The sequence below is a fragment of the Parasegetibacter sp. NRK P23 genome (genome assembly GCF_023721715.1).
Classification (GTDB): Bacteria; Bacteroidota; Bacteroidia; order Chitinophagales; family Chitinophagaceae; genus Parasegetibacter.
The window spans coordinates 251,889-278,334 of sequence record NZ_JAMDLG010000001.1; the positions used below are offsets into that span (position 1 = coordinate 251,889).

Sequence of the window (26,446 nt, forward strand, 5' to 3'; positions counted from 1 at the left end):
TGGGTTCCCTGACTTTTCACATTGATTAAGCTAAATTATTACAACAACACAAACATACGAGACGCAAGGGAGCAAGGACGCAAAGCCAAGATTATATTTCACCTTGTTGATTTGCAGAATTCCAGCCTGATACGTTACAATAGTTATTATTAAAGAGGAGGCGCATTATTGATGATGCGCCTCCTCTTATTTACATATAGTCTCTGCGTGTCCGCAAGCAATCAAGGCCGTTGCACCGTAGCGCCGTTGTGTGAAATAAACCCTTCGCCATAATTAACGCTTCTAAAAATAAAACAGCTCTTTGCGTCCTTGCTTCTTTGCGCGCCTTGCGTGTTTTTTTTTTGCCACGACGCCACGCATTCATCAGAAAAGCGCCCGTAAACTCGCTCTTCCCACGTGCACTGTCCGGCTCTCGCCCGGCTTCCTTCCTTCATATTGAAAATTCAGTTCCAGGTTATTTGATAACCGTTTGGTCAGCTCCAGGTTCCAAAGCATGTTGTTGCCTGGGAGTAAGCCATCGAGCAGAATGTATCCTACAGTGGAGTTGGTGCCGGCGGCCGGATCTTTGGTGGAATAACTGATCCGGTTGTAGGTGAGTTTTCCCCCGATCGATCCGTTCTGCAGCACATTGTATTTTAGTTCGGAAATCACCGATTGACTGAACGCTTTTTCATTGAAACCAATATTGTTTTCTTTCTCTTCCATTTTGTAACTGAGCGAGAGCCGGAGGCTGGTTTTCCTCGTAAAACTTGCCCTGGGTTCGATAGAAGCGATGCCGATCCTGTAGTTTCTGTTCTCGAACTTCGGGGTAAAAAGAACATTTTCTCCTGAGCGGGTTGTAACATCCAAAAGCAGTTCCCGGCTTACGCTCCACCGTGCTTTTAGGTTCCATTCTTTCAGTTCCCTGCTTTCAAAACCATACGTGAGCACCGATTTGTTTTCGTTGCTCAACCGGCTGATGTCCATCCCCCAGCGCGTGGAGAAACGGTTGAAAGAAAGCGTATTCGCAAAAATGGATTGCAGTGTAATCAATGACGTATCCTCTACCGCGCCAACAAACGGATTGAACTGGGTGATGCCGCTGGCGATCTCTTTTTTATTGATCTGAAGGGAGGATTGCCAGTTGAACCGCGCCACAAAACCTTTTAGTCCTTTTTGCTGCGATTGGTTCCAGATGGCCCTGGGCTGGATGTTGACACTGTAGTTGAACGTGGTGTAATTGGCTTTGATGAATTCGTTGGTGGGTGTATAAATTCTGATAAAACGCATCTGGTCGCGGAACTGTGCCAGTTCAAATTCGTTGAGCTGTGGGATACCGTCTCCGTTGTAATCGTTCCAGGTGTATTCACCTTGTCCGGCGGGCACTTCAAGGTAGGTAAAATCGCGGCGTTGTTCCTGCCCGGAACCCAGTTCGTACAGCACATTCCCCGTTACCAGTCCTTTCCATTCGCTGATGCTGTATTCTGCCCTGCCTAGCAAACTTTTATCCGGAAGCGTACCTGTTAGCAGGGGGCGCTGTACCTGCAAGGTTCGGTAGGTAAGATTCATGCGGAACTGGTGCCTTTCATTTCCCATTAATTCGGTACCGATGTTAAAGTTATGGCTCCGGTCGGTTTGAAGCAGTTCTTTGCCTGCCGGGATCTTGTCTTTTCTTGTAAAATAGCCGAGGTTCCAGCGGTTGGCCTTTTGTTCATCTGAACGCAGGTAAGCCTGCACCGTCTCAAAAAGAAAACTCAGTTGCGAGAGCGTGTCGGCTGTTTTATCGCGCTGCCGGTTCTCTTCCCTGGCATAGTTTGCCCCCAGGGTAATGTTCCTGATTTTACTGAATGTCCTGGAAACATCTATGGTTGGACGAAGGAAATAACCTTTTGTGCGTGCCGCTTCCGCCTTTGTATATTCAAGTTTAACATTGGTTCGGAAGTTCTTCCAGTTGCCCATCTGCAAAACCGTATGTCTTGCACCTGAGAAATTATCGGAACGGTGATAAGTATTCAGTTGGTAACGAACATGGTTACCCGCACTATCCCGGAGTTCCAGTGCCGCGTTGGCGAGTTGTTCCGTTGCCGGCGCCTCCAGCAGGTTAAGTCCCCAATCGCGCGTAAACTCTACATTCCGTAAACGTTCCACCGGTTTAAAGTTCATGTCCACATATTCATACCCTGCTTCGCTTAACAAGGAATGTTTCCGTTTCCCGCCGATTTTTCTTGTGTTATTGACGCGAAACTTTGCGGCGAAACCCTGGTCGTTGCCTTTGTCTTTTGCCGAGAAAGTATTTACATCGTACCTGCTCATGGCCAGATCTGTGTTCAGTACCGTGTTGGTGGAAAGGATGTAATCCGCGCCAACCGTCACTACCTGCTGGGCTTTGGGCGTAACGAGGTAAGTCACCGGAGCATAGGAACCTTGCGAGATGCCGTTCACCGGTTGTATCCATCTGTATACTTTTCCGTTCGCGCCGTTGAAATCGGGTTCATAGTCACCATTTCCGGGACCTACTGCGAGAAAACCCAAACTGTATTTGGTGCCAATCGTTGTGGTATCGTAAACATAGATGGAATCGGTCCTGTTGTCGAAGGTGGTATCGATTTTTGAGTAGAGGATTTTTCCGGCGGAAAAAGTATCTATGGAAGACACGGGATAGAACGCCTTCTGAATACTGTCGCCCAGGTCGCTGAGAAACTGCTTTTGCGGAACGTCAAGGGTTTGGTTGATGGGAGAATTTTTAGCATCGCTGTTGTTGAAGGCGCCGAGCCGGAGGGTGAGCCTGTTGTTCGGTTTCCATTCATCGTTGAGGTAAAGATTCGCGTTCAGGAAGTTGCGGTCGGCATATTCGAATTCCACCTGAATCCTTTTGTCTTTGGTGATCATTCGCTTCGGGGTGAAGGAAATTTCGGCAGTGTTGTAATTGATGACGTAGTCCTGGTCTTCGCCGCGTTGCAACAGTTCACCGTCAATAAAAACGCGTTCTGTTCCGGCGAGGATCACGAAGAAGAATTCGTTGTTGGCGCCCTGCAACCGGTAAGGGCCCTGGTTGCCTTCAAGCCCCTGGAAGATGTTACGGGTGAATTTTCCTTTCGCGATGGAGCCGGATACGAGCACATTGTTCTGACCACCGTTCTTTTGGTGTTGTGTATGTTCGAATGAGATACCCTGAAGCCTTTTGTAGAAGTTCAGGAAATAGTTTTTGTTCTGCCTGATATCGATATCCCCGAGGTTGAGTTGCCAGTCTTTTTTGGAGAACCGTAACCAGATGCGGTCAAATTCATTGAGTTGCTGGGTGTTCCCATCGGGTTGAATGGGAATATTGTTGTCTGTAATGGCTGCGGCGATTTCAACACTATCCCCGAGGTAACCACTGAGCTGCAGGTTCAGGTTGGAGTTCACCACGGCATCCTGGGCGTTCCCGAAAGAGATGCCTCTTCCGAAACTGCCGTTGTAGTTCAGGTTACCAAAATTGAAAAGATCGTTTTCTTTTCGTCCGAAATTATTGCTGTTGAAAACGAACGGTTTTCCTGCGATCCTGTCGCTGATGCTGTCGAAGCTGTGTTGTCTTATGGGTGCGTTTAGTTTAATCCCGAAAGTTCTGTATTCCACCCAGACACTATCGGATAACGGAGTTTGTTTCCAGATAAGGATGGCGTTCACCTCATCCAGTATATAGGCATCCACTCCTACTCCACTGATTTTGAAAGTATTGGGAATGATACTGAAAGGATCGACCTTGCAAGGCGTGGTTACGACCGGGATTTTCTTTTTACGGAGATTGGTACCCGAAGGCGCTTGCGCTTCCAGCAACTGGACGCACAGCAAGCCTATCACAAACAGTAGTACCCGGTTTTTCAATCCTCTCAGAATAAGTTAGGTATAAATTTAAACGAAAATAACTGAGAAGGATTGTGAAGCCCATGGGTTAAACCAGGGCTTCACCGTACATTTCGGCGCGCAGGGTTTGCACGCGTTCGTCCTGCAGGTATTCATCGAAGGTCATGAGCCTGTCGATGATACCGTTCGGGGTCAGTTCTATGATCCTGTTGGCGGTCGTTTCCATGAAAGTATGGTCATGACTGGTCAACAGTACGATTCCTTTGAATTCGATACATTGTTCGTTAAAGCTCTGGATACTTTCCAGGTCGAGGTGGTTGGTAGGTTGGTCGAGGATGATGCAATTGGGATTCTGGAGCATCATGCGACTGATCATGCAACGTACTTTTTCACCTCCGCTGAGTACATTGGTTTTCTTGGCGATATCGTCTCCGCTGAACAGCATTTTCCCCAGGAAGCCACGCAGGAAGGGTTCATCCGCGTCTGTAACATGGGCCGGAACGAACTGGCGCAGCCAGTCCATCATGGGCAGTCCTTCTTTAAAGAACTCGTTGTTTTCGAGCGGAAGATAAGCGGAAGTAACGGTGGTTCCCCATTCGAATTTTCCCTTATCGGCCTGTGCGTTTCCGGTAATGATCTCGAAGAAACTGGTCACGGCAAGCGGGTCCTTGCTATAGAAAGCGATCTTGTTGCCTTTGCTGACATCAAAGGTTACCTTATCAAATAATTTCCTTCCATCAACGGATTTGCCGAGGTTCTCCACATTGAGAATCTGGTTCCCCACTTCACGCAAGGGTTGGAAGATGATTCCGGGATATCTTCTTGTGCTGGGCTCAATCTCTTCGATGGTGAGTTTCTCCAGCGCTTTTTTCCGGCTGGTGGCCTGCTTACTTTTAGAGGCGTTGGCGCTGAAGCGCGCGATGAAGTCGAGGAGTGCCTGGCGTTTCTCTTCGTTCTTTTTGTTCCTGTCGTTGATCTGGCGGGCCATCAACTGGCTGCTTTCATACCAGAACGTGTAGTTTCCGGTAAATACTTTGATCTTGCTGCGGTCCACATCGGCCACATGGGTACATACCACATCGAGAAAGTGACGGTCATGGCTCACCACCAGTACGATGTTCTCGTAATCGGCGAGGAAGTTTTCGAGCCAACTGATGGTTTCGATGTCCAGGCCGTTGGTCGGTTCGTCCAGCAGCAGGATATCGGGATTACCGAAAATGGCTTGTGCCAGCAGCACCCGTACTTTCAGGTTACCGGGGATATCGCGTAGCAGGCTTTGCTGATACACTTCTTTCACCCCGAGGTTGCTGAGCAGACTGGCCGCATCACTCTCCGCGGTATAGCCACCCATTTCCCCGAATTCGGCTTCCAGTTCACCCGCTTTCAGGTAATCATCTTCTGTTGCGTCGGGGTTAGCGTATATGCTGTCTTTTTCGTGCATCACATCCCACATTTTCTTGTGGCCCATGAGCACGGTATTGATAACCGTTTGATCGTCAAACTCAAAATGGTTCTGTTTTAATACAGCGAGGCGTTCTCCCTTGGATATTTCCACGGTCCCCTTATTGGGTTCGATCTCGCCGCTGAGTATTTTCAGAAAAGTGGACTTCCCGGCCCCGTTCGCACCGATCACACCATAACAGTTGCCCTTGGTGAAATTGATGTTCACTTCATCAAACAACACCCTTTTGCCGTAAGCCAGCGTTACATTCTTTACACTAATCATGAATACTTAATGTTTTGAGGGTGCAAAGGTAGGACATTCATGGGGGACATCAAAAAGCCCGCTCAGTACATTTTCGCCTCCTGCTTTACATGACGGATACCTACTATACGGCAGGTGTTACCAACGATCCGGAAGGAAACACGGTAACTGTACACTACCAGGAAACGATAGGTTCCGTTGTTGTTCCACTTACGACCATCAGGCGGATAAGCATGGGGATGACGCGCCATTTTATGTATGGCATCGTAAATCGCCTTCATTAACTTCAGACAATAAGCGGGGGCATAATATTCGAAATAATCTGAGATGCGTTGTTTCTGATTCAAAGCCTGCCTTGACCAGATAATTTCCGCCGCATCCTGCTCTCCCATTCACTGAATTGCTTTAACACTTCTTCGTGGGTCACGAATTCACCCCGCTCTACCTGAGCGTTCCCCTCTTCCAGTTCCTGATCGTATGCATCGAGGTACTCCTGGGTCAGGTATTCGTTACCGCATTTTACCAATATTTTTTTCTCCTCACGCTTCTCCATATGCTCAGATTTTTACCAAAGCTACACATTCGGGGATGGGTTCCAAAAGTTTTCAGGGGAGAAAAAAACGGGGTGTAATGGCGTTTTTTCACGGATAAAAGTGCTGAATCTCCTGCCGGACGTAGATTTGAGTTCTTACCAGAGGTTGGGACATTTTCTTAGTGAAACATATTTGTATTTCTCGTGATTGCTTCGTATCTCACAATAGCTTCATACTTCGCAACGCCACGACGCGGCAGAAGGCATTAAAAAAGGCGCCCCCTACAGTGCGCCTTTTTTATACAAAACCTATTTAATCTCTTATTCAGAAACCAATCCCGCTGAGATGTATTCTCCGTTCAGGCGCGCAATATTGGTAATGGAAATTTCTTTGGGGCACGTGGCTTCGCAGGCTCCGGTGTTGGTACATGCGCCAAATCCTTCCTTGTCCATCTGGGCCACCATGTTAAGTACACGCGTTTTTCTTTCCGGGCCGCCCTGTGGCAACAAAGCGAGGTGAGAAACCTTGGCGGAGAGGAAAAGCATTGCGGAAGAGTTCTTACATGCTGCCACACAAGCTCCGCAACCAATACAGGCCGCAGCGGCGAAAGCAGCATCGGCTTTTTCCTTTTCAATGGGAATGGCGTTTCCATCCACCGCGTTACCGGTATTCACGGAAATATACCCTCCGGCCTGGATGATGCGGTCGAAAGAAGTTCTGTCCACCACCAAATCTTTCAGTACGGGGAAAGCCTTTGCCCTCCAGGGTTCCACCACTACGGTATCGCCATCTTTGAAGGCGCGCATGTGGAGCTGGCAGGTGGTGGTTCCTTCCCAGGGACCGTGGGGTTTGCCGTTGATGTGCATGGAACACATGCCGCAGATACCTTCCCGGCAATCATGATCGAAAGCGATGGGGTCCTTTCCTTCTTTGATCAGCCTTTCATTCAACACGTCGAACATTTCGAGGAACGACATTTCGGAGGAGATATCGCTCACCTGGTATGTTTCAAACCTTCCGGCATCCTGCTGGTTTTCCTGGCGCCATACTTTTAAATTCAGGTTCATGGTATAGTGTTCCATGGTATATTCCGGTTTATAAAGTCTAAGATTTATTTGTAAGAACGTTGTGAGGGTTTTGCTATTTCGAAACTGAGTTCCTCTTTGTGAAGCTCCCAATTGTGCAATCCCTTGTATTCCCAGGCGGCAACATAGGCGTATTCCTCGTCGTTCCTCAGCGCCTCACCATCTTCAGTCTGCGATTCTTCTCTGAAGTGTCCGCCACAACTTTCACGTCTATTGAGGGCATCGATGCACATCAGTTCACCCAGTTCGATAAAGTCAGCAACGCGGTTGGCCTTATCCAGTTCAGGGTTCATCTCATTAATCTTTCCGGGGATACGCACGTCGCTCCAGAATTCCGCCCTCAGCGCCCGAACCTCTTCAATCGCCTGCTTCAGTCCGGCTTCATTTCTCGCCATACCGCATTTATCCCAGATGATTTTGCCCAAACGTTTGTGGAAACTTTCAACAGATTGCGTTCCCTTAATGTTCATGAGTGTATTGATACGATCGCTCACTTCTTTTTCAGCGGCTTCGAACGCGGGGTGCGAAGTGGGGATCGAGGCCGTTCTGATATCATCGGCGAGGTAGTTACCAATGGTGTAAGGAATCACGAAGTAGCCATCGGCCAGTCCCTGCATCAGCGCGGAAGCTCCCAAACGGTTGGCCCCGTGGTCGGAGAAGTTGGCTTCACCCAACGCGTACAATCCGGGAATATTCGTCATCAGTTCGTAATCCACCCACAGTCCACCCATTGTATAGTGCACAGCCGGGTAGATGCGCATGGGTTGTTCGTATGGATTCTCGCCTGTAATCTTTTCGTACATATCGAAGAGGTTACCGTACTTCTCTTTCACCACTTCCTTACCCAGTTTTGTAATGGTAGCGGCATCGGCTCCTTCAAGTCCTCTCTTGTTCACTTCCCCTTCGCCGTAACGCTGGATGGCGGCTGCATAATCCAGGTATACCGCCTGTTTGGAAGAGCCTACGCCATAACCTGCGTCACACCTTTCTTTGGCGGCACGCGAGGCCACGTCACGTGGTACGAGATTTCCGAAAGCCGGATACCTTCTTTCCAGGTAATAATCCCTCTCTTCTTCCGGAATTTCATTCGGTTTACGGTCATCGTTCTGTTTTTTCGGCACCCAGATGCGTCCGTCGTTACGGAGCGATTCAGACATCAGCGTGAGCTTGCTTTGATGGTCTCCGGAAACAGGGATACAGGTGGGGTGGATCTGCGTAAAGCAGGGGTTACCGAAATACGCCCCCTTCTTATGTGCTTTCCAGGCGGCGGTCACGTTGCTGCCCATAGCGTTGGTACTCAGGTAGAATACGTTACCGTATCCACCGGAGCATAACAGTACGGCATGACCGAAATGTCTTTCCAGCTGCCCTGTTACCAGGTTACGGCAGATGATACCACGGGCTTTCCCGTCAATCACCACCACTTCCAGCATTTCGTGGCGGTTGTACATTTTCACATTGCCCAGCGCGATTTGCCTTTCCAGGCCCTGGTAAGCCCCGATCAGCAATTGCTGACCTGTTTGTCCGGCGGCGTAGAATGTACGTTGTACCTGTGTTCCACCGAAAGAGCGGTTACTGAGCAATCCACCATATTCACGCGCGAAGGGCACGCCCTGCGCCACGCACTGGTCGATGATGCTCACACTCACTTCAGCGAGGCGGTGCACGTTCCCTTCACGGGCGCGGTAGTCACCACCTTTCACCGTATCATAAAAAAGACGGAAAACAGAGTCTCCATCATTCTGGTAGTTTTTAGCGGCGTTGATACCACCCTGCGCGGCAATAGAGTGCGCGCGGCGGGGAGAATCCTGGAAGCAGAAAGCTTTCACTTTGTACCCCAGTTCACCTAAAGTTGCGGCGGCCGATGCACCGGCCAGGCCTGTTCCCACCACAATTACTTCGATCTTTCTTTTGTTGGCGGGGTTTACCAGCTTACAGCTGGCTTTATAGCTTTTCCACTTCTGATCTAACGGACCGGCAGGAATTTTTGAATTCAGCATATCGGAAGTTGATTCGTTTGAATAGAATTTTGAAGTATTATTTTACCCATCCCAGGTACATGGCCACGGGCATAGAGGCGAATCCGGCGCATACAATGATGGAGAACCAGAGTCCTGTTGCTTCCAGCATACCCAGGTATTTTTTGTTGTGCACACCCAGCGTTCTGAAAGCGCTGTGGAACCCGTGCATGAGGTGGAACGCGAGGGAGATACAGGCGAGTACATACAATACTACTACCAACAGACTTTCCTGGAAAACGACCAGCATTTCACCATAAAGGTTGTGCAGCACTTTTCCATCGGCATAAGCGATCTCTCCCAATCCGGTAATGCGGGAAGGCACCCAGAACTGCGCGATGTGCATAATAAGAAACAGCAACACAAGGGTTCCCAAAAGCCCCATGGAGCGGGAGTACCATTTACTGCCGCGGTTACCGTAAGTAACGGCATACCCTTTGCCGCGGCGGCTGTTGTTTTCAGCAGTAACCACCAATCCCTGAATAATGTGCAGCAAAATACCCAGGAACAATCCGATCTCAAGCGTACGCGTCACAATGGTGGATCCCATAAAATGGGCCGCCTTGTTGAACATCTCTCCGTTATCGTTCGCGAAAATTGTGGCGTTAAGCCCCACGTGCACCACCAGGAAAAGGATCAACGATATCCCCGTAAGGCTCATGATGAATTTCTTTCCAACCGACGATGTAAAAAACTGTTTCCAGTTCATACCGCAAGAATTAGGGTTTTATTAAAAAATATGACGCAAAAATAACAATCGGAGGTTCAAAACCACCTCTCATACTCATTTTTTTATGGTATTAATTAGTGGTTATCATACACCTATCTTTGCACAAAGTGTACGGGATGACAGACTCCAGGAACGATCCTTTCGCATCGGTTAGAATAACAGAATTCAGGCACTTAATGTTGGGAAGATTTTTATTCATCATGGGACTGCGCATGATGGCCACCCTCGTGGGCTGGTGGGTATATGAAATTACCCGCGACCCGCTGGCGGTGGGACTCATCGGTTTATCAGAAGTAATTCCCGCTATTTCCCTCGCTTTGTATGCCGGTCACGTGATTGATATCAGTGATAAGCGGAAGATGATGTTGAAAGGCGTAGTGCTTTACACTTTGTGCGCAGGTATTCTGTTCAGCCTTTCCCTGTTGTTATCACGGGGCAGCATTCAACAAACACCCGCATTGATTGGTATTTACGCCACCATCTTCCTGACCGGCGTGATCCGTTCTTTCACCGGTCCCACTTTCCACGCCATCCTCGCCCAAACGGTACCACGCGAAATATTACCCAACGCCATTTCCTGGAACCAGAGCGCCTGGCTCACCGGCTCAGTTACCGGGCACGCGCTTGGCGGTTTCCTCATCGCCGGGTTTCAGAATACAGGCACCCTGGCCACGATTCTGGTGGTGTTGTGTATCGCCTTCTCCTTTCTTTTCCGCATTCTTCCCAAACCACCTGAATCCATTAACGTGGAAAAGAAAACCTGGGAAAGCGTGAAGGAAGGATTGAAATTTGTGGTAGGCACAAAAGAGGTACTGGGCGCGCTTTCCCTGGACATGTTCGCCGTACTTTTCGGCGGAGCCGTGGCCATGGTACCCGTTTTCGCAAAAGACATTCTGCACATCGGCCCTATCGGTTTCGGATGGCTCAACGCCGCGGCCGATATCGGCGCCATATGCACGGTAATCGCCATCACCCTGTTCCCGCTGCAAAAAAAACAGGGACGCATCTTATTGTTCTGCGTGGCAGGCTTCGGACTTTGCATCATCCTGTTCGGACTTTCGAAATGGTTCCTGCTCTCGTTCTTTGCCCTGCTCATCAGCGGTGTTTTAGACGGCATCAGCATGGTGATCCGCGGCACCATTTTACAGTTAAAAACCCCGAGCGAACTACGTGGCAGGGTGATGTCCGTTAACTCCATGTTCATCAACTCCAGCAACGAACTCGGTCAGTTTGAAAGCGGCGTGATGGCCCGCCTCCTCGGCATCGTGCCCTCCGTGGTATTCGGTGGCTGCATGACCATCGCCGTAGTGATCGTGACCTGGTTCAAAGCGCCGGGATTAAGGAAGATGGAATATTAGTCAGAAACGAATTTTAAATGAATAGTTAAAGTCGGGCATTCAAGGAGAGGTCTTGTGAACGAAATGTATATTAGTACATGTTCCTTAACCTTAATCCTGTGTCAATGCTAAAAGCTACACTACAATTTTTTCTGCTGTTTCTCCTGTTAACTTCTGGGCTCCCTTCACCCGCTGCACCTATTCCAGGACGTGTTCAGATAAGAGGAACCGTAACAGATTATAACAGTTTCAAGGAAAAATTCTCGTTTGTACGATGGATCGTGAATGACCCAATCCTCGGCGATCAGATATCTTATGACGCTGAAGTGCAGTCTGACGGAAGCTTCCAAACAGAATTCCCCCTCTCCTTCTCCCAGGATATTATGATGGGATTGGGCGAAGAATCGATTTCCGCTGTTTTCGTCTATTCAGGCGACACCATCTACGTAACGCTGTCTGCCGCTCAGATACTCAAAAACCGTGACGATCTTGGAATCCGCTTATCAGGAAGATCAGGTAGAATTACCAAAGATATGCTCGTATTCAACAAAATGCTTGACGAATACCCCATGCGCGACCAGTGGGAAATTGCGGACAAACATATTGAGAAGGATTCTGCCATGCAGTACCTCGCCTACCGGACCAATGCGTTTGAACGTGACCGTGCTATTTTTGACAGTATCAGGAAAACCGGTACACTGAGCGCAGAAGGTATCAGATTTCTCTCACTTCACATGAAGTACCATTACTATGATGATCTTATGCGTTATACCTGGCTCCACCAATATTATAACGATAACGTTCCCGGGAGCCATGTGCCCGACGAATACCTTGCATTTATCAAACAATCCGTTCTCCACAACAATGAGGCATTAATGACCTCCAACTACAGTTTTTCCTTTCTGAAAGGATATGAATTATACGGCTCAAAACACAGAGACAACTATCATTCAGCAAAAAGTATGGTTCGAAAATGGTACAACAAAGGCTGGAACATACTCACCCCGGAACAACAGGGATGGATGACGCGCGCTTTAAGCGGAGATGTATTCACCATCCGAACAAATAGTAAATCACTGTCGTCCGCTGATGCCGATAACCTTGCAGCGCTGGTTAAAAAGGACCCTGCTGTTTGGGATAAAAGCAATGTGAAATTATTGCTGGATGCATATGAGGAAAGCAACATTGACATCAAACACGGAGAGCCCAAACCTGACGCATACCTTCAAACGCTAAAAAAAGAGTATGGAGCCGGTATCGCATTCGATATTCTTCTTGCGCAATCCTTGCAGAAAGCTATTAACCAGCATATTGAGCGCGACAAAACTTACGCAGCCAAAGCCGTCAAAGAAATCCGCAACAAACCGATCAGGGATAGAATTCAAAAAGATTACGATGCCGCAATTGCTTTCCTGAATAATCCGCAACTTCCTGACGGCAGCAACGTGCACAATCTCTCTACCAATGCCGGGGATTCAATATTAGCTTTTCTTGCGGCAAAATTCCCAGGGAAAGCACTGTACCTTGATTTCTGGGCGACCTGGTGCGGCCCCTGCTTAGAAGAGATGCCCTCCAGTAAACAACTGAGAAAAAGTTTAAAAGATAGCAATGTAGTATTTGTTTTTCTGTGCAGTTCATCGCCTGAAAGTACCTGGAAACAAGTCATCAGCAATATGAACCTGGAAGGAGAACATATTTTCCTTACTGGAAAACAAACGGAATACCTCTATAACAAATTTGGTATTTCCGCTATCCCCCATTATGTTGTAATAAACAAGAATGGTGAGATTGCTTTCAAAGCAGCAGCACGCCCCAGTAGTCAGCAAATAAAGGAACAACTTGCCAAGGCATTAAAATAAAACATTGACATAGCAATAAATAAAAGGAGCGGCTCAGTAAGCGCCACTCCTTTTATTTACGTTCCTTTCCTTAGTACTAAAATCATTTCGTATCAAACCGAAACACCACGCCACCCAGCACATTAAATCCTAACACTTCATATTGGTTCCAGCGTTGGTACTTATTATTCAGAATATTGTTCATCTGCAACCACAGGTTCAGCGCTTTGGTGATCCTGAATTCTACCCCTGCGTTCAGGTCAAATGCACCACTTTGTTTGAAATCGGAAAGGTCTTTCCTTCTTGCGTTCGCGCCTTCCCAGGCGAAAAGATCAGCCTTCAGGAAAAGGTCCTTCAAGGGTTGCCAGCGGATGCTGCCCGTTAATTCGGTGGGGATCAGCCCCCAGGCCTGGTCCTGCGTCTTCAGCCCGGTGTAACGGTACATGTTGAGCCCGGCTTTTACATAAAAGGCCTCTCCCTGGGTATAAGACAATTCTCCGGCCAGGTTCAGCGCCTTCATCCGGGTTTCGTTGATGTAATCGAATGTGCGCCCCGTAACGGTATCGTTCGCGAGGAGCGCGGCGTTGGTAAACTGCATCACACCGAGTTTGGCGCCATACGCGAAATGACTGCCCAGGGTTCCTTTAATACCCCCGTAAATCTCTCCAATCCTTGTGTTCAGCAAGGAATCCGGACGTTTGATCCAGGGATTGAAGTTGGCCAGCGACTCAAAGGTGGTCTTGCGGAAATAACCGGTCCATCCGGCCTGAACGGTGAATTCTTTGTCAGATGTACCTACTTCCAGTTCAATGTTCGGCAATAATTTGAAATCGCCATTGTCCCAGGAAGGACGTATCCCCGCATTCACGCGTACATTCTCCGTTTTGTAGAATATGGAAGGAGAAAGATAGAACAGGTTGTTGTTGATGGCAACCGAATCATGTCTTTTATAACGGGTAAGATCAGCCGTAAAAGAGAGATCAATGCCTACTTTTTCACCCAGTCCTTTCTGGATGGGCAGGTTCAGGATGGCATTGCTTTCTGCGTTCTTGTAATTATCGTTGAAAGCGGAAATTTTCAATTGCGGATGATAGGATATGCCATAGGTGGTGGGTTCTATGTTGCGGAACCCTATTTCCGCGCCGATGGTCTGGTAGCGTACACGTAAGCTATCCTGCTCTTTATCCAGCACGAGGGTATTGGGTTCGAAGCCGTAGCGGTAATATTGGTCCGATTGTAATTTCACGCCTCCGTTCCATTCCTGGTTACCGATGGTTCTTTTTGTGCCGTTCAGCTTCAGTCCGGTCTGACTGTATTGCTGGAACGGCAATTTTCCTTTGGAGGCCACGTGGTCGGCGAGGATGCTGAGCGCGTTACCGGAGCCGTCTCCGAAAGTAAATCCTGCCTGTACGAACGGGGTTTGGAAGTTCCCGAAACCGAGTTTCACAAAATTGCTGTTGTCCCACCTCCCGGCTGAATCCACCTGCAGCGCCATAGGTTTCAGGGAAACCGGCTGGTACATGAAGTAGAGGTTCTGGTTCGGGATATTGTAGGTGAGTCTTGGCTTTGTCGTATCGGCGGGCGGCGGCGCAGCGGAGAAGTTGATTTTCACCGCTTCCCGCAACACTGGTTTGAAGGTGGAGGTAATGTCAATCGTTTTCTGTTTGCCGTTTTCCTGCGCGTCCACCTGTGTGGCGGCCAGTATCGCCAGCAGAGAAAATATCGTTTTACGCACTTGTATCATCATTGATGGTTGATCGGTTTTGAATTCAATGCCGGTTTATTCTCCGCCCAGTTTCCCGGAGGCGGCTTCTTCTTTTGTTACGGTATCCAGTTTCTGCTGTGCTTGTTCTTTCAGATCAGGGAAATTACTGTTGTCCACGATGCTCTGGAAGGTAGCTTTGGCATTGAAATAGTCTTTCTGCGCGAAATAAATATCACCAAGCAGGATATACGCTCTGGTGAGCCACAGGTCGTACGAACCAGATTTGTTAATTACTTCAAAAGCCGATTTTTCCGCTGTTTTGTAATCTTTAAGTTCGAACTGCATTTTCGCGATTTCGTACCTGGCTTCCGCGCCATAAGCGGCTTTGTTCAAAGCAGCCACCGTTTTGTACGTACTGATGGCGAGTTCGCGCTGGTTGTTGACCTGGTAAGATTTGGCCAGGGCCATATTGGCGATGACCTTATCATCCGTGCTGGCACCTTTTTCAGCAAGCAGTTCCTTCGCGTTGGCCGCGCCTTCCGCCCACATGTTCAACTGATACTGGCTTCTTAAAAGTCCGCGCATAGCTTCCAGGCGGTTTTCCTGTGAGGCGGCGATGGATTTAAGCTGGGTGAAATACTGCGCCGCTTTCTCGTAATTTTTCAGGTCGAAGAAATTGAGTCTTGCGGCCTGCAATACCGATCTTTCAGCGAATTTATTCGGCGCCTTCAACGCCACCGCTTCATAATATTTCGAAGCGTTGGCCCAGTCTTTTTTGTTGTTATAAATCTCAGCGAGGTAATAATTCGCATCCAGTGCGCTTCCTCCATCGGGGAAGCGGCTGAGGTAATTGGTGAACCCGATCTGCGCCCCGCTGTAGTTTTCATTCATGTATTGAATTTCCGCGGAAGCGTACATCAGAGAATCTTCCTCACTCACGGACACCGCTTTACCGGCTTTTTTCATGAAAGCGACATAGTCATCGGTTCTGCCCTGCTCCACATATATGTTCCTGACGTTCTCTGTAGCGGCCTCCGCCTCGGGAGAATTGGGATACTGGTCCATCAAACTCTGGTAAGCGGCAAGTGCATCCTGGTTCTTGTCCAGGTTATAATAAGCGATACCGAGTTTCAGGTAGGCTTCCGGCTTCAGGTTACCCGTAACGCCCGACTTCAGTACATTATTCAGGTAAGGAATGCCTTCGGCGAACTGCTCGTTGGCAAGGTATGCTTTCGCGATCTCCATGTTCGCGTCTGCCGTAAGCGTGGACTGCGGGTATTGACGCACCATGCTGTTCAACAGACTAATCTTTTCTTTGGGTTGGTTCACACCGGCGATCATGGCGTTCTGGAAACTGGCGTAATCGGCTGCGGGCCATCCGTTGCTGACCACATTACTGTACATGCTCCTTGCTTTCGCGTATTCCCGGCTCATATAGTAGCAGTCGGCGGAACGCAGATAGGCGTCCTGCTGCACCGGGTTCGCGGTGGGCGAAGCCGTGCGGTTCACCGATTCGAACTGGGAAAGCGCCTGTTTGTAATTCTCTTTGCGCAAGTAAGCGTGGCCCAGGTTGTAACGGGCATTGGTGCCGTTCACCTCATCGTTCGTTGGGGCACCGCTGCTGAGGTAGGACGTATAGTGCCTGATAGCCGCATCGGGATTCCCTGTTCTGAACGCGATTTCTCCTTTCCAGAAATGCAGGAAGGGCAGAACGGGTATATTGTTTGGATCGGCCAATGCTTTATCCAGCAGGTCGTCCGCGGAAGCGAGTAACCCATCGTTGATAAATTCCGTGGCACGTCCGTACAATATGCGTGGGTACAGTCTTTTGGCGGCAGGACCAGGATTCTGCAAACTCTCCAGGTAAGCCAGCGCGTCTTTGTAGTTGTTGGTATTCGCCAGCACGCTCACCAGAATCTCCCGGGCCTCGGTATTGTACGTGGACTGCGGATATTCCTGGAGGAAGCGTTTCATTTCCGTAATGGCCACGTCTTGGTACCCCAGTTCATAAGAAAGTTTAGCGTAGTTGAAAAGCGACACTTCTTTCTGCTGCTGGTTGCTGCTGTTGCTGGAACAAAACAGAAACGCGTTCCTGGCATTGGCCTTCTGGCCGGTACGCAGGTACGCGTCCCCGAGCATATACATGGAACTCTGGCTCAACGAATCTTCCTTACCACTCAATTGCTTGAACCCTTCGATAGACTTTGTATAGTTCCCGGCCTGGTAATAACAATAGGAAAGTTCGTAAAGGTCTTCCCGCGTAACTTTCGGCGCCTTCTTTACATATTCTTCCAGGTAAGGCAGTGCTTTGGCGTATTCTCTTTTTTCAAAATACGCGTGCCCCACCATCTGGCGCATCTGGATATCATAGTACTGGTTGCCTTTTTTCAATTTGGCTTCCGCGTATTCAATCGCTTTTTCCTTTTCTCCCTGGAAATAATAAATCTCCGCGATATAGTAAGGCACTACTTTTTCGTACTGCGGCTCATTTTCCACTACGCGGAAACTGGTGAGCGCATCGGCATAGTTCCTTTCGTAAAAAGCGATGAACCCATAATAATAATTAGCGTCTTTGAAATTGGCATCATCCTTCATCTGCCGGATGGCGTTCAGCAAAGGCTTCGCCTGACTGAATTTCTGCTGTGTGAAGTATCCATAGCCCTGGTGGAACTTCATCGCGGCGATCTCTTCGTTGGAAAGATGCGCGATATTGGCCTGCTCATAATAGCGCAAGGCTTCAGTGATGTTCTGCTGCCTGAAATAATATTCCGCCAGGTGAAAACTCAGCATTTCGGCACGTGCGGTATTCTGTTCCAGCAGAATGAACTCTTTCGTTCTTTCCGCGGCTTCGGCTTCATTCTGTTTCAGCCCGCAGGCCAGGGAATAATACTTCACCTCCTGGTGAAGGATGGAATGCGTGGATTTGTCGGCAGAATTAAAATCCCTTTCCAGTTTCCTGAAGATGGGATATGCCAGACTATATTGTTGGTGCTGATAAAACTCATGCGCTTCTTTAAATGCGGCCTGGGGATCGCGGTAAACGGCTGTTGCCTGCGCGAAAGTTTCCTGTTCCGGAGCCAGCGTTCCCACCGCTGTTAACGCGAGGGTAAGCGCCAGCGGCAAGCGGACCCACGTTGCGCGAAGGTGATTGTTCCTGGTATGAAGATCCATGTTGGCTGTATAGGTTTTCTGATGAAAGAAATGTTCCCGTCCGTACCGGGAACGCTGTAAATTATCAAATTATTTTCAGCCGCACCAAAGATCGTTCCAAACACGCTGCACGGTATCAAAGGATTAACATTTTGTTAGTGTAAAACTTCCGCTAAATTTGACGCCTGAAACATCACCCCATCCATCAAATGAAAAAACTACTGACGATCCGATACTCCGACTGGGCCTTTAACGTAACCATGTTATTGGTGAGGGTAACCTTCGGCGGACTGATGCTCGTGAACCATGGCTTCGAAAAAATGAAGAAGTTCTCTACCCTTCAATATAAATTCTCCGATCCGTTTCATATAGGCAGCCGCTGGTCGCTGCTCATGGTCATTTTCGCGGAAGTATTCTGCGCATTGTTACTGATACTCGGACTTTTCAGCAGACTGGCAGCGGTGCCGCTGGTGATTGTAATGGCCATCGCGTTTTTTATGGCCCATCATGGCAATTTCGGTGAAGGTGAAAGCGCCGCTTTGTTCCTGACCGCCTTCCTCGCCGTATTGATGGTAGGACCCGGCAAGGCCAGTATTGACGGAATGATCGGAAAATAAGCAGCGGTTATGTTTGAATCTACTACTCAGGTGCGTGTACGGTACGCGGAAACCGACCAGATGAACGTGGTGTACCACGGTAACTATGCGCAGTATTTTGAAGTGGGTCGCGTGGAAACGATCCGTCAGCTTGGGTTTACCTACAAGGCCATGGAACAGATGGGTGTCATTATGCCCATCGTAGAATTCCACAGCAAGTTCCTGCGCCCCGCGCATTATGACGACCTCCTCACGGTGAAGACCATCCTCAAAGAACTGCCTTCCGGCCACAGGATTGAATTTCATCAGGAAGTGTACAATGAAGCGGGCAAGCTGCTCACCATCGGGAAAGTAACTTTGTATTTCGTAAAAGCAGGTAGTATGGAGAAAACCACCTGCCCTGAAGCGCTCCTGGATAAACTAAAAACTTACTTCACCTGATTGTTATTTCCCTTTTCCGCCAAAGAAACGTTGTACGACCTTCCTGATCTTATTCAGGTTTTTCAACTGCTCTTCAATGGGCGCGAGCGTAATATCTTCCGCACGGATTCCGGGTTCATGGATATTGCCTTCCAGTTGTTCCGGGTAAATCAGCACGGCGTTGTTGCGGGAAAAATGTTTGGATATCTTGCCCACCACATTATCCATGGAACTTTCATAAGAGATGCTTCCCTTTCTCGAGGTGAGTACCACCAGCATATCGTCTTCCCTGGCTTCCCTTGCAATCAGCAGCAGGTCCTCGATTCCGGAGAATTCACGGTGTTGTACATCCGTAATCCCTTTCATACTTTCCAACACGGCTTTCACGGCTTTGAAGGAGCGGGCGGTTCCGTAAACCACTAACCTCGCTCCTGCCTGCTTCGCGAGATAGTTCAGTTTCTGCACCCAGTGCACGAACCCTTTTTCGAATTCGGCGTTTTTCGGAACGGCCACCACGATTTTCTTTACGATGTTCATCGGCTGTACAAAGCGGCAGATGTAAATCGTTTCGCGTACGCCGTTCAGGATATTATCGATATTGGTACCGAAGAGGGTACCAAAAAGTCTTTCGGTGGTCGTAGGTTTTTCGGGCCAGGGCAATACGAGGTCAGAGATCATCAGTTCCTTCACGGCGCGGGCGATACCGTCCGACAGGTTGAGGTCTATTCTTGTGACCACCTGTACTTTCGCGTCGGTGGCCGCGGCGTGCGCCACCACTTTTTCAAGGAGGCGGTTACTTCTCACAATCTGCTCTTTCGCGGCGGCATCATCCTGTACCACGGCGAGTGGGTAAACTGGTGTGGTGTGTTGTTTGTCGTGGATCATCAACGCGAAATCCACCAGTTCTTCCATTTCTTCTTCTTTCAGAATAGGCACCAGGAACCTGTCTTCCACACTGTCGGGCGCTTTATGGTTCATATCCGCGGCCTGGATTGCAAGCTTCCTGCCCGCGTTGGCCGTTACGAAAGAGCCCACCATGCAGGTAACGAGAATCAGGATCACGGTGCCGTTCAGCACGTTTTCATCCACGATATTCATGTTGTAACCGATCAGGATCACCGCGATGGTAGCAGCGGCGTGTGCGCTGCTGAGTCCGAAGATCACGTTCCGTTGCGTGGCGGAGAATCCGAAGAATTTCTGCGCCAGGAAAGCGGCGAGGAACTTGGTGGAAAGCGCCATCAAAGTAAGTGCGGCCGCGATTTTAAGCGCCTCCGGTCCTTTCAGCAAAACCCTCAGGTCCACCAACATGCCCACGGTGATCAGGAAAAAAGGAATAAACAACGCGTTCCCGACAAATTCGATCCTGTTCATGAGTGAAGAAGAATGCGGAATAAGTTGGTTCAGCGCCAGGCCCGCCAGGAAGGCCCCGATGATGGCTTCAATGCCTGCGAGTTCAGCAAGGAAACCTGCCAGGAAAACCATGGCCAGCACGAATATGAAGTGCGAGGTTTTATCGTCCTTTATCTTTTTGAAGAACCACCGGCCAATTAAAGGAAATCCCCACATCACGGCTACCGCGAACAAGGTGATGGATAACCCGAGCCGGAGCCAGAAACCCTGGTTCAGTTCGCCCGATGCCGCCCCGGTGATCACTGCAAGAATAATGAGTACAGCCGTATCCGTAATAATTGTTCCGCCCACAGTAACAGTCACCGCTTCGTTCCTGGTAATGCCGAGCCTGCTCGCCAACGGATAGGCCACCAGGGTATGTGTGGCGAACATACTGGATACCAGTAAAGAGGCCATGAAACTGAAATCCATCACGTAACGGCATAGCGCAAAACCAACAAACAAAGGAATCGCGAACGTGAATATCCCGAAGCCGATACTTTTATTGCGGTTCTTTTTAAATTCAGTCATGTCCAGTTCAAGCCCTGCAAGGAACATGATATACAACAGGCCTGCTTTTCCGAACAGGTCAATGCTGCTTTTCTGGATGATACCGAAGCCGTTCTCCCCGATCACCATCCCCGCGATGATAAGGCCGATAATACTGGGAATGCGAAGTTTCCGCAGCAGTATGGGCGCCAGTAAAATGATGAACAGCACGAGCGAAAAGATCAGCACGGGATCTTTCAGGGGAAGCTGCCATTTCGCCGATAAAAAAATGGTCATAGCAACAGGTTCTCCGGTTAATGATTAAATACTTACATCTGTATTGTGGTACAGCGCTTTGTCCTCTTTATAAAACAGCAATCCTACAGTCATAAGCAAACCCGTGGCAATTACAACGAAGAACAAAATTCCTTCATTAAAGTTATTCAGTTTATTCTTTTCAGGAATACTATAAAAAAGTAATATCGTGATGAGTCCGCGCGGCATCAGGAAGAGTTCGGGGAAAAGATTTGTTTTCAGGATCATTCTCAGGTAGAGAAAACGGATCAACAGGAGAATCCCCACGATGGAAGAACCGATCAGGATCACATCCGGATTGGAAACGAAACTGATGTCAATGGTATAACCGAACAATACGAAGAAGAAAGTGCGGATAAGGAAAGCCGTTTCCGCCGTGATCGACTTCAGCACCACCATCAGTTCTTCAATGGTTTTAGAGTCCATGAACTTCCGCATCAACGCGTTCACTTTTGTGGAGCGGGTATTCCTGAAAACCTCGTGGTTGTTAAGGAGCAGTCCGAATACCAGGATCATCAGCAAGGAAGGAAGGTGAATGATTTTACCGGTGGAATACAATAACAACAGGATGGCGAACAACAAGAAGAATTTTAGGTTGATACGGATATTGGCCAGCAGGAAACTCAGTACCACAGTGGAAACCAGGGAAAGGCCGATGGCCAGCAACAAACTGGTGAGGAAAGAGCCGAACGCGCCAAAAGAAAGCACTTCATCCATGATCACGTAGTTGAATACGATGATGCCGATGATATCGGAAAAAGACGATTCATAAACGATGAACTCTTTTTTATCGTGCTGCAGCACTTCCGCACTGGGAATGGCGATGGCACTGGAGATGATGCTGAGCGGCGTAGCGTACACGATACTGTTTAACAACGGTTCTTCCAGCCAGAAATGGATCAGTCCGGAAATAAGCACCACGGAAAAAACAAAGATCACCAGGGCCGAAAAAAAGGAATTGCGGATCAGCGGCACTTTTTCCCGTTCCAGTTTGAGGTCGAGGGCGGCTTCAAGTACGATCATGATCAATCCGATGGTGCCGAGCACTTCCACCGGCTGCGTTACCGTAAACCGTTCCCAGCCAAAGGTTTCCGACAAATTGTTCACCGCGATACCGGTGCCTATCAATAACAATACGGAAGGCACTTTGATCCATCTCCCGATGATATTAAAAAGATAGGAAAGGATGATCAGGGAACTCACAACAATTATTACGGTATTCGCACTCATCTGCTCGTCTTTTAACTTTGATCCAATGGTTTTCAGGTTCCGTAATATTACGCTAATTTCGCAATATCATGAAAGAAGCAACCACACCTTCGAAATGGCAGGATACAGATGAGGTGGACGTTTTAGACGGCGGCCACCAGTTGATCGTCTGGAACGATGAGGTAAATACCTTTGAATTCGTGATTGAAACACTGATGGATGTTTGCGGTCATTCACCGGAGCAGGCCGAGCAATGCACCATACTGATCCACTTCAAAGGCAAGTGCAGTGTGAAGAATGGCTCCTACGACGAACTTAAACCTTTGTGCGACGCCATCACCGACCGCGGCATCGGCGCTACCGTGGAGGAACTCGTGTAAGCCCATGCCCATCTTCGCACTCGATCAGCAACTTTTATTCCCACCGGTACACCTCGCCGAGCCCGATGGCTTACTCGCCATGGGCGGCGACCTCAGCGAAGAACGGCTGCTCATCGCCTACCGCAATGGCATCTTCCCCTGGTACGAAGGCGATACGCCGCTCTGGTGGAGTCCCGACCCGCGTTTCGTGCTGTTCCCCAATGAACTTAAGGTTTCCAAAAGCATGCGAAGCCTCCTCCGTCAACAGAAATTTGATTTCACGGTCAACAAAGCTTTCCCCGAAGTGATCCGTGCCTGCCGGAAAACCCCGCGTCCCGGCTACGACGGCACCTGGATCAACGACGACGTGGAACGCGCCTACACACGGCTTCACCTGAAAGGATATGCGCATTCCGCCGAAGCCTGGGAGAACGGTGAACTCGTGGGTGGTTTGTACGGGATAAGGATGGGTACTTTCTTCTTCGGAGAGAGTATGTTCTCGCGACAGAGCAATGCCAGCAAATACGCGTTCATTCTTTACGTGCAGCAACTGGCTTCGGAAGGCGTTTCCCTGATTGATTGCCAGGTATATACCGAACACCTCGAGAGCCTGGGGGCGAGGATGATACCGCGGGCGGAATTTGTGGGGATGCTGGGAAGGGGGTTGTGATTGCTTTTTTTCACGCGATTAGTTCTTGCTTCGCAACGCGGAGGTGCAAGGAGCGGTTGCGTTTTTCGGGAAGGCTTTTGTTTCGGCATGGGGATAGAGGGCCGTTTTCAGTTAAGGATATTTTCTCGCAACGGCGCTACGACGCAACGCATAAAGTATTTTCAAACATGTTGCATTCGCTGCCACTTATCTGTTTAATGTAAGCTCGTATTAAAACAGGCCGTTGCGCCGTTGCGCCGTTGCGTGAAATAAAAAAACTCCAAAAGGAAAGCGCTCCAAACACAAACAACGTTGCGAGGCATGAAGCAATGCGTCTCCGCCCCCTTGCGCTGCGCAGTGCGAAGCACAAAGCAGTTGCGAGACTGCGAGGCACGAAGCAGGAAGCAATCGCGAGAAATTGCCCCGAAAACACTAAATTTGCCCCTCTCCAAAAAACGATCCATGGCAAAGAACCCGGCAGAAACGCCCTTAATGCAACAACACAACGCCATTAAGGCGCGTTACCCGGATGCCGTGCTGCTCTTCCGCGTGGGCGACTTCTACGAAACCTTCGGCCAGGACGCCATTATTGCTTCGCAGGTGCTGGGCATCACCCTCACCAAACGCAACAACGGCGCGGCTTTTTCATCGGAACTCGCAGGATTCCCCCACCATTCGCTGGATACTTACCTGCACAAACTGGTGAAAGCCGGACACCGCGTGGCCATCTGCGATCAGCTGGAAGACCCCAAACAAGCCAAAGGCATCGTTAAAAGAGGGGTTACGGAACTGGTGACACCCGGTGTTGCCACCAGCGACAAACTACTGGAACATAACAGCAACAACTTTCTCGGAGGCGTACACATCGGCGAGGAACGCTGCGGCATAGCCCTGCTGGATATTTCAACCGGTGAATTCTTCGCCGCAGAAGGCAACCAGGAATACATCGATAAGTTGCTGCAAAGTTTACGTCCCGCCGAAGTGGTGTACCAGCGCAACAAACAGAAACTCTTCCGCGAACAGTTCGGTGCCCGCTTCTATACATATACACTGGACGAATGGATATTCCAGGAGACCTATGCACGCGAGACTTTGCTGAAACATTTCCAGACGCATTCCCTGAAAGGTTTCGGTATCGATCAGATGGCCGCCGCCATCATCGCCGCAGGCGCCGTGATGCACTATCTCCGCGATACGGAACACCCCAACCTGCAACACATCAGTGCCATTCAACGCATTGAAAGGGAAGACTTCCTCTGGATGGACAGGTTCACGATCCGCAACCTGGAACTGCTTTCCAGCGGTATGGAAAACGGGAATACCTTACTGAAAGTACTGGACCATACACAAAGTCCGATGGGCGCACGTTTGCTGAAAAGATGGCTGGTGCTGCCCCTGAAAGATCCTAACGCTATTGAAGAGCGACTGGATGCGGTGGAACACCTTTTGCTGAACCCGGATCTTTTAAAGAGTATTACCCAACCCATTCACCAGTCGGGGGACGTGGAACGTTTGGTGAGTAAGATTCCGTTGAAAAAAATAAATCCACGCGAAGTACTGCAGATCGCACGCGGCCTTCAGCAGGTGAAGCTTTGTAAGGAATTCGCTTCAGGAACCAACAATGGTTGTCTGCAAAAGCTGGCGGAAAAACTCGATCCCTGCACCGGCATCATGGAGCGGATCGTTCATACCCTTCAGGAGAACCCTCCCGTGCAAACAGCAAAAGGCGGCGTGATTGCTCCGGGTATTAACGCCGAACTGGATGAGTTGCGCAACATTGCCACCACCGGAAAAGATTACCTGGTGCAAATGCAATTGAAAGAAAGTGAACTCACCGGTATTCCATCGCTCAAGATAGGCTTCAACAATGTTTTCGGGTACTACCTGGAAGTTACCAATACCAATAAACACAAGGTTCCCGAAACCTGGATCCGTAAACAGACACTGGCGAACGCGGAACGTTACATTACACCGGAACTGAAATCTTACGAAGAAAAAATTACCGGTGCCGAGGAAAAGATATTGTCCATTGAACAACAATTGTTCGACCAACTGTTGTTTGAACTGCAGGAATATATCGCCCCTATCCAGGTAAACGCGCAGATACTCGCTCAACTTGACTGCCTCTGCTGTTTCGCCCACAACGCGCTTCAGTTCAACTATAAAAGGCCGCAGATTCATACCGGAGACGAACTGTTCATCAAAGAAGGAAGACACCCCGTAATTGAACGCAATCTTCCCCCCGGCGAACCATATATCGCGAATGACATCGTTCTGAACGGAAGTTCTCAACAAATCATCATTCTCACCGGTCCCAACATGAGTGGTAAGAGCGCCATTCTGCGCCAGACCGCCCTCATCACGCTGATGGCGCACATGGGAAGTTTTGTACCGGCTGATGAAGCGCGCATACCCATCACCGATAAAATTTTCACCAGGGTCGGCGCTTCCGACAACCTCAGTGGCGGCGAAAGTACTTTCATGGTGGAAATGAACGAAACAGCTTCCATCATCAACAACATCACCTCAAAAAGCCTGGTGTTACTCGATGAAATCGGAAGGGGCACCTCCACCTACGACGGCATCTCCATCGCGTGGAGTATTGTGGAGTACCTGCACCATTTCACGGCGTTCAAACCCAAGACGCTCTTCGCCACGCACTACCATGAATTGAATGAGCTGGAACATAAACTGGATGGCGTTAAAAACTATCATGTCACCAACAAGGAATCCGGCAATAAGATTATCTTCCTGCGCAAACTCGCACCCGGCGGCAGTACGCACAGTTTCGGTATCCATGTGGCCAAAATGGCCGGCATGCCCCCTGCCCTGCTGAACCGCTCCAACGAAATACTCGCCGAATTGGAAATGAAACATGGCGACGCGCCCAACACCGAGGCGCTGCAAAAAGCAACTGCCCCCAAAGTGCAACTGAGTATTTTTGACGCGCATTCTGAAACGTTCGACCAGATCAGGAAAACACTGGACAATCTGGACATCAACCGGCTTACCCCCGTAGAGGCACTGCTGAAACTTCAGGAAATAAAGCAGATGGTGAAGGCGTAACGGCAACGTGTATTTGTTCCCGGAAAGTAGT

Annotated in this window: 18 protein-coding genes; 7 read left to right on the forward strand and 11 right to left on the reverse strand. The window is 49.2% G+C overall.

The window, feature by feature from the left end; translation table 11 throughout:
- Positions 1-363: 363 nt before the first annotated feature.
- The 7 genes from M4J38_RS00995 to M4J38_RS01025 form a co-directional block, all read right to left on the reverse strand.
- Entirely contained in the window at positions 364-3,819 is a 3,456-nt protein-coding gene (locus M4J38_RS00995; protein WP_251757655.1) for a hypothetical protein, read from the reverse strand.
- 91 nt (positions 3,820-3,910) lie between these two features.
- Positions 3,911-5,548: an ABC-F family ATP-binding cassette domain-containing protein gene (locus M4J38_RS01000; protein WP_251757656.1), complete on the reverse strand. Its 1,638-nt coding sequence runs from the start codon at positions 5,546-5,548 to the stop codon at positions 3,911-3,913.
- Positions 5,549-5,610: 62 nt separating this feature from the next.
- The gene (locus tag M4J38_RS01005) at positions 5,611-5,919 is read right to left on the reverse strand and encodes a type II toxin-antitoxin system RelE/ParE family toxin (RefSeq protein WP_251757657.1); all 309 of its coding nucleotides are present in this window, start codon (positions 5,917-5,919) and stop codon (positions 5,611-5,613) included.
- Positions 5,871-6,080, reverse strand: a complete 210-nt coding sequence (locus M4J38_RS01010) for a hypothetical protein (RefSeq protein WP_251757658.1) — start codon at positions 6,078-6,080, stop codon at positions 5,871-5,873. The genes M4J38_RS01005 and M4J38_RS01010 overlap by 49 nt, the downstream gene beginning before the upstream one ends.
- Positions 6,081-6,380: 300 nt before the next feature.
- Positions 6,381-7,142 carry a succinate dehydrogenase/fumarate reductase iron-sulfur subunit gene (locus M4J38_RS01015; RefSeq protein ID WP_251757659.1) on the reverse strand — a complete coding sequence of 254 codons (762 nt, stop codon included), beginning with the start codon at positions 7,140-7,142 and terminating at the stop codon, positions 6,381-6,383.
- Between the two features lie 29 nt (positions 7,143-7,171).
- On the reverse strand, positions 7,172-9,145 hold the full coding sequence (locus M4J38_RS01020) for a fumarate reductase/succinate dehydrogenase flavoprotein subunit (protein WP_251757660.1): 1,974 nt from the start codon (positions 9,143-9,145) through the stop codon (positions 7,172-7,174).
- A 37-nt stretch (positions 9,146-9,182) separates the two neighbouring features.
- Positions 9,183-9,872, reverse strand: a complete 690-nt coding sequence (locus tag M4J38_RS01025) for a succinate dehydrogenase (RefSeq protein WP_251757661.1) — start codon at positions 9,870-9,872, stop codon at positions 9,183-9,185.
- Between the two features lie 137 nt (positions 9,873-10,009).
- Here M4J38_RS01025 and M4J38_RS01030 point away from each other — a divergent pair, with 137 nt between their 5' ends.
- Both M4J38_RS01030 and M4J38_RS19775 read left to right on the forward strand, forming a co-directional pair.
- Positions 10,010-11,251 carry an MFS transporter gene (locus tag M4J38_RS01030; protein ID WP_251757662.1) on the forward strand — a complete coding sequence of 414 codons (1,242 nt, stop codon included), beginning with the start codon at positions 10,010-10,012 and terminating at the stop codon, positions 11,249-11,251.
- Between the two features lie 260 nt (positions 11,252-11,511).
- Complete coding sequence (locus M4J38_RS19775; protein WP_251757663.1) at positions 11,512-13,089, forward strand: TlpA disulfide reductase family protein; 1,578 nt, start codon at positions 11,512-11,514, stop codon at positions 13,087-13,089.
- A gap of 82 nt (positions 13,090-13,171) precedes the next feature.
- On the opposite strand, the gene M4J38_RS01040 is transcribed toward M4J38_RS19775, so the two are convergent.
- Together M4J38_RS01040 and M4J38_RS01045 are read right to left on the reverse strand one after the other, a co-directional pair.
- Complete coding sequence (locus tag M4J38_RS01040) at positions 13,172-14,815, reverse strand: hypothetical protein (protein ID WP_251757664.1); 1,644 nt, start codon at positions 14,813-14,815, stop codon at positions 13,172-13,174.
- Positions 14,816-14,848: 33 nt separating this feature from the next.
- Positions 14,849-17,944 (reverse strand): tetratricopeptide repeat protein, encoded by a 3,096-nt coding sequence (locus tag M4J38_RS01045; RefSeq protein WP_251757665.1) that lies wholly within the window; start codon positions 17,942-17,944, stop codon positions 14,849-14,851.
- A gap of 188 nt (positions 17,945-18,132) precedes the next feature.
- Here M4J38_RS01045 and M4J38_RS01050 point away from each other — a divergent pair, with 188 nt between their 5' ends.
- Both M4J38_RS01050 and M4J38_RS01055 read left to right on the forward strand, forming a co-directional pair.
- Entirely contained in the window at positions 18,133-18,540 is a 408-nt protein-coding gene (locus M4J38_RS01050) for a DoxX family protein (protein WP_251757666.1), read from the forward strand.
- 9 nt (positions 18,541-18,549) lie between these two features.
- The gene (locus M4J38_RS01055) at positions 18,550-18,960 is read left to right on the forward strand and encodes a thioesterase family protein (protein WP_251757667.1); all 411 of its coding nucleotides are present in this window, start codon (positions 18,550-18,552) and stop codon (positions 18,958-18,960) included.
- A gap of 3 nt (positions 18,961-18,963) precedes the next feature.
- Here the strand turns inward: M4J38_RS01055 and M4J38_RS01060 are convergent, their stop codons facing one another.
- On the reverse strand, positions 18,964-21,114 hold the full coding sequence (locus M4J38_RS01060) for a cation:proton antiporter (RefSeq protein ID WP_251757668.1): 2,151 nt from the start codon (positions 21,112-21,114) through the stop codon (positions 18,964-18,966).
- A 24-nt stretch (positions 21,115-21,138) separates the two neighbouring features.
- Positions 21,139-22,362: a cation:proton antiporter gene (locus M4J38_RS01065; RefSeq protein WP_251757669.1), complete on the reverse strand. Its 1,224-nt coding sequence runs from the start codon at positions 22,360-22,362 to the stop codon at positions 21,139-21,141.
- A 68-nt stretch (positions 22,363-22,430) separates the two neighbouring features.
- Here M4J38_RS01065 and M4J38_RS01070 point away from each other — a divergent pair, with 68 nt between their 5' ends.
- The 3 genes from M4J38_RS01070 to mutS all read left to right on the forward strand — a co-directional run bounded on the left by M4J38_RS01070 (position 22,431) and on the right by mutS (position 26,415).
- On the forward strand, positions 22,431-22,721 hold the full coding sequence (locus M4J38_RS01070; protein WP_251757670.1) for an ATP-dependent Clp protease adaptor ClpS: 291 nt from the start codon (positions 22,431-22,433) through the stop codon (positions 22,719-22,721).
- 4 nt (positions 22,722-22,725) lie between these two features.
- Positions 22,726-23,370 carry a leucyl/phenylalanyl-tRNA--protein transferase gene (gene aat, locus M4J38_RS01075; protein ID WP_251757671.1) on the forward strand — a complete coding sequence of 215 codons (645 nt, stop codon included), beginning with the start codon at positions 22,726-22,728 and terminating at the stop codon, positions 23,368-23,370.
- Between the two features lie 441 nt (positions 23,371-23,811).
- Positions 23,812-26,415 carry a DNA mismatch repair protein MutS gene (gene mutS, locus M4J38_RS01080; RefSeq protein ID WP_251757672.1) on the forward strand — a complete coding sequence of 868 codons (2,604 nt, stop codon included), beginning with the start codon at positions 23,812-23,814 and terminating at the stop codon, positions 26,413-26,415.
- Positions 26,416-26,446: the final 31 nt, after the last annotated feature.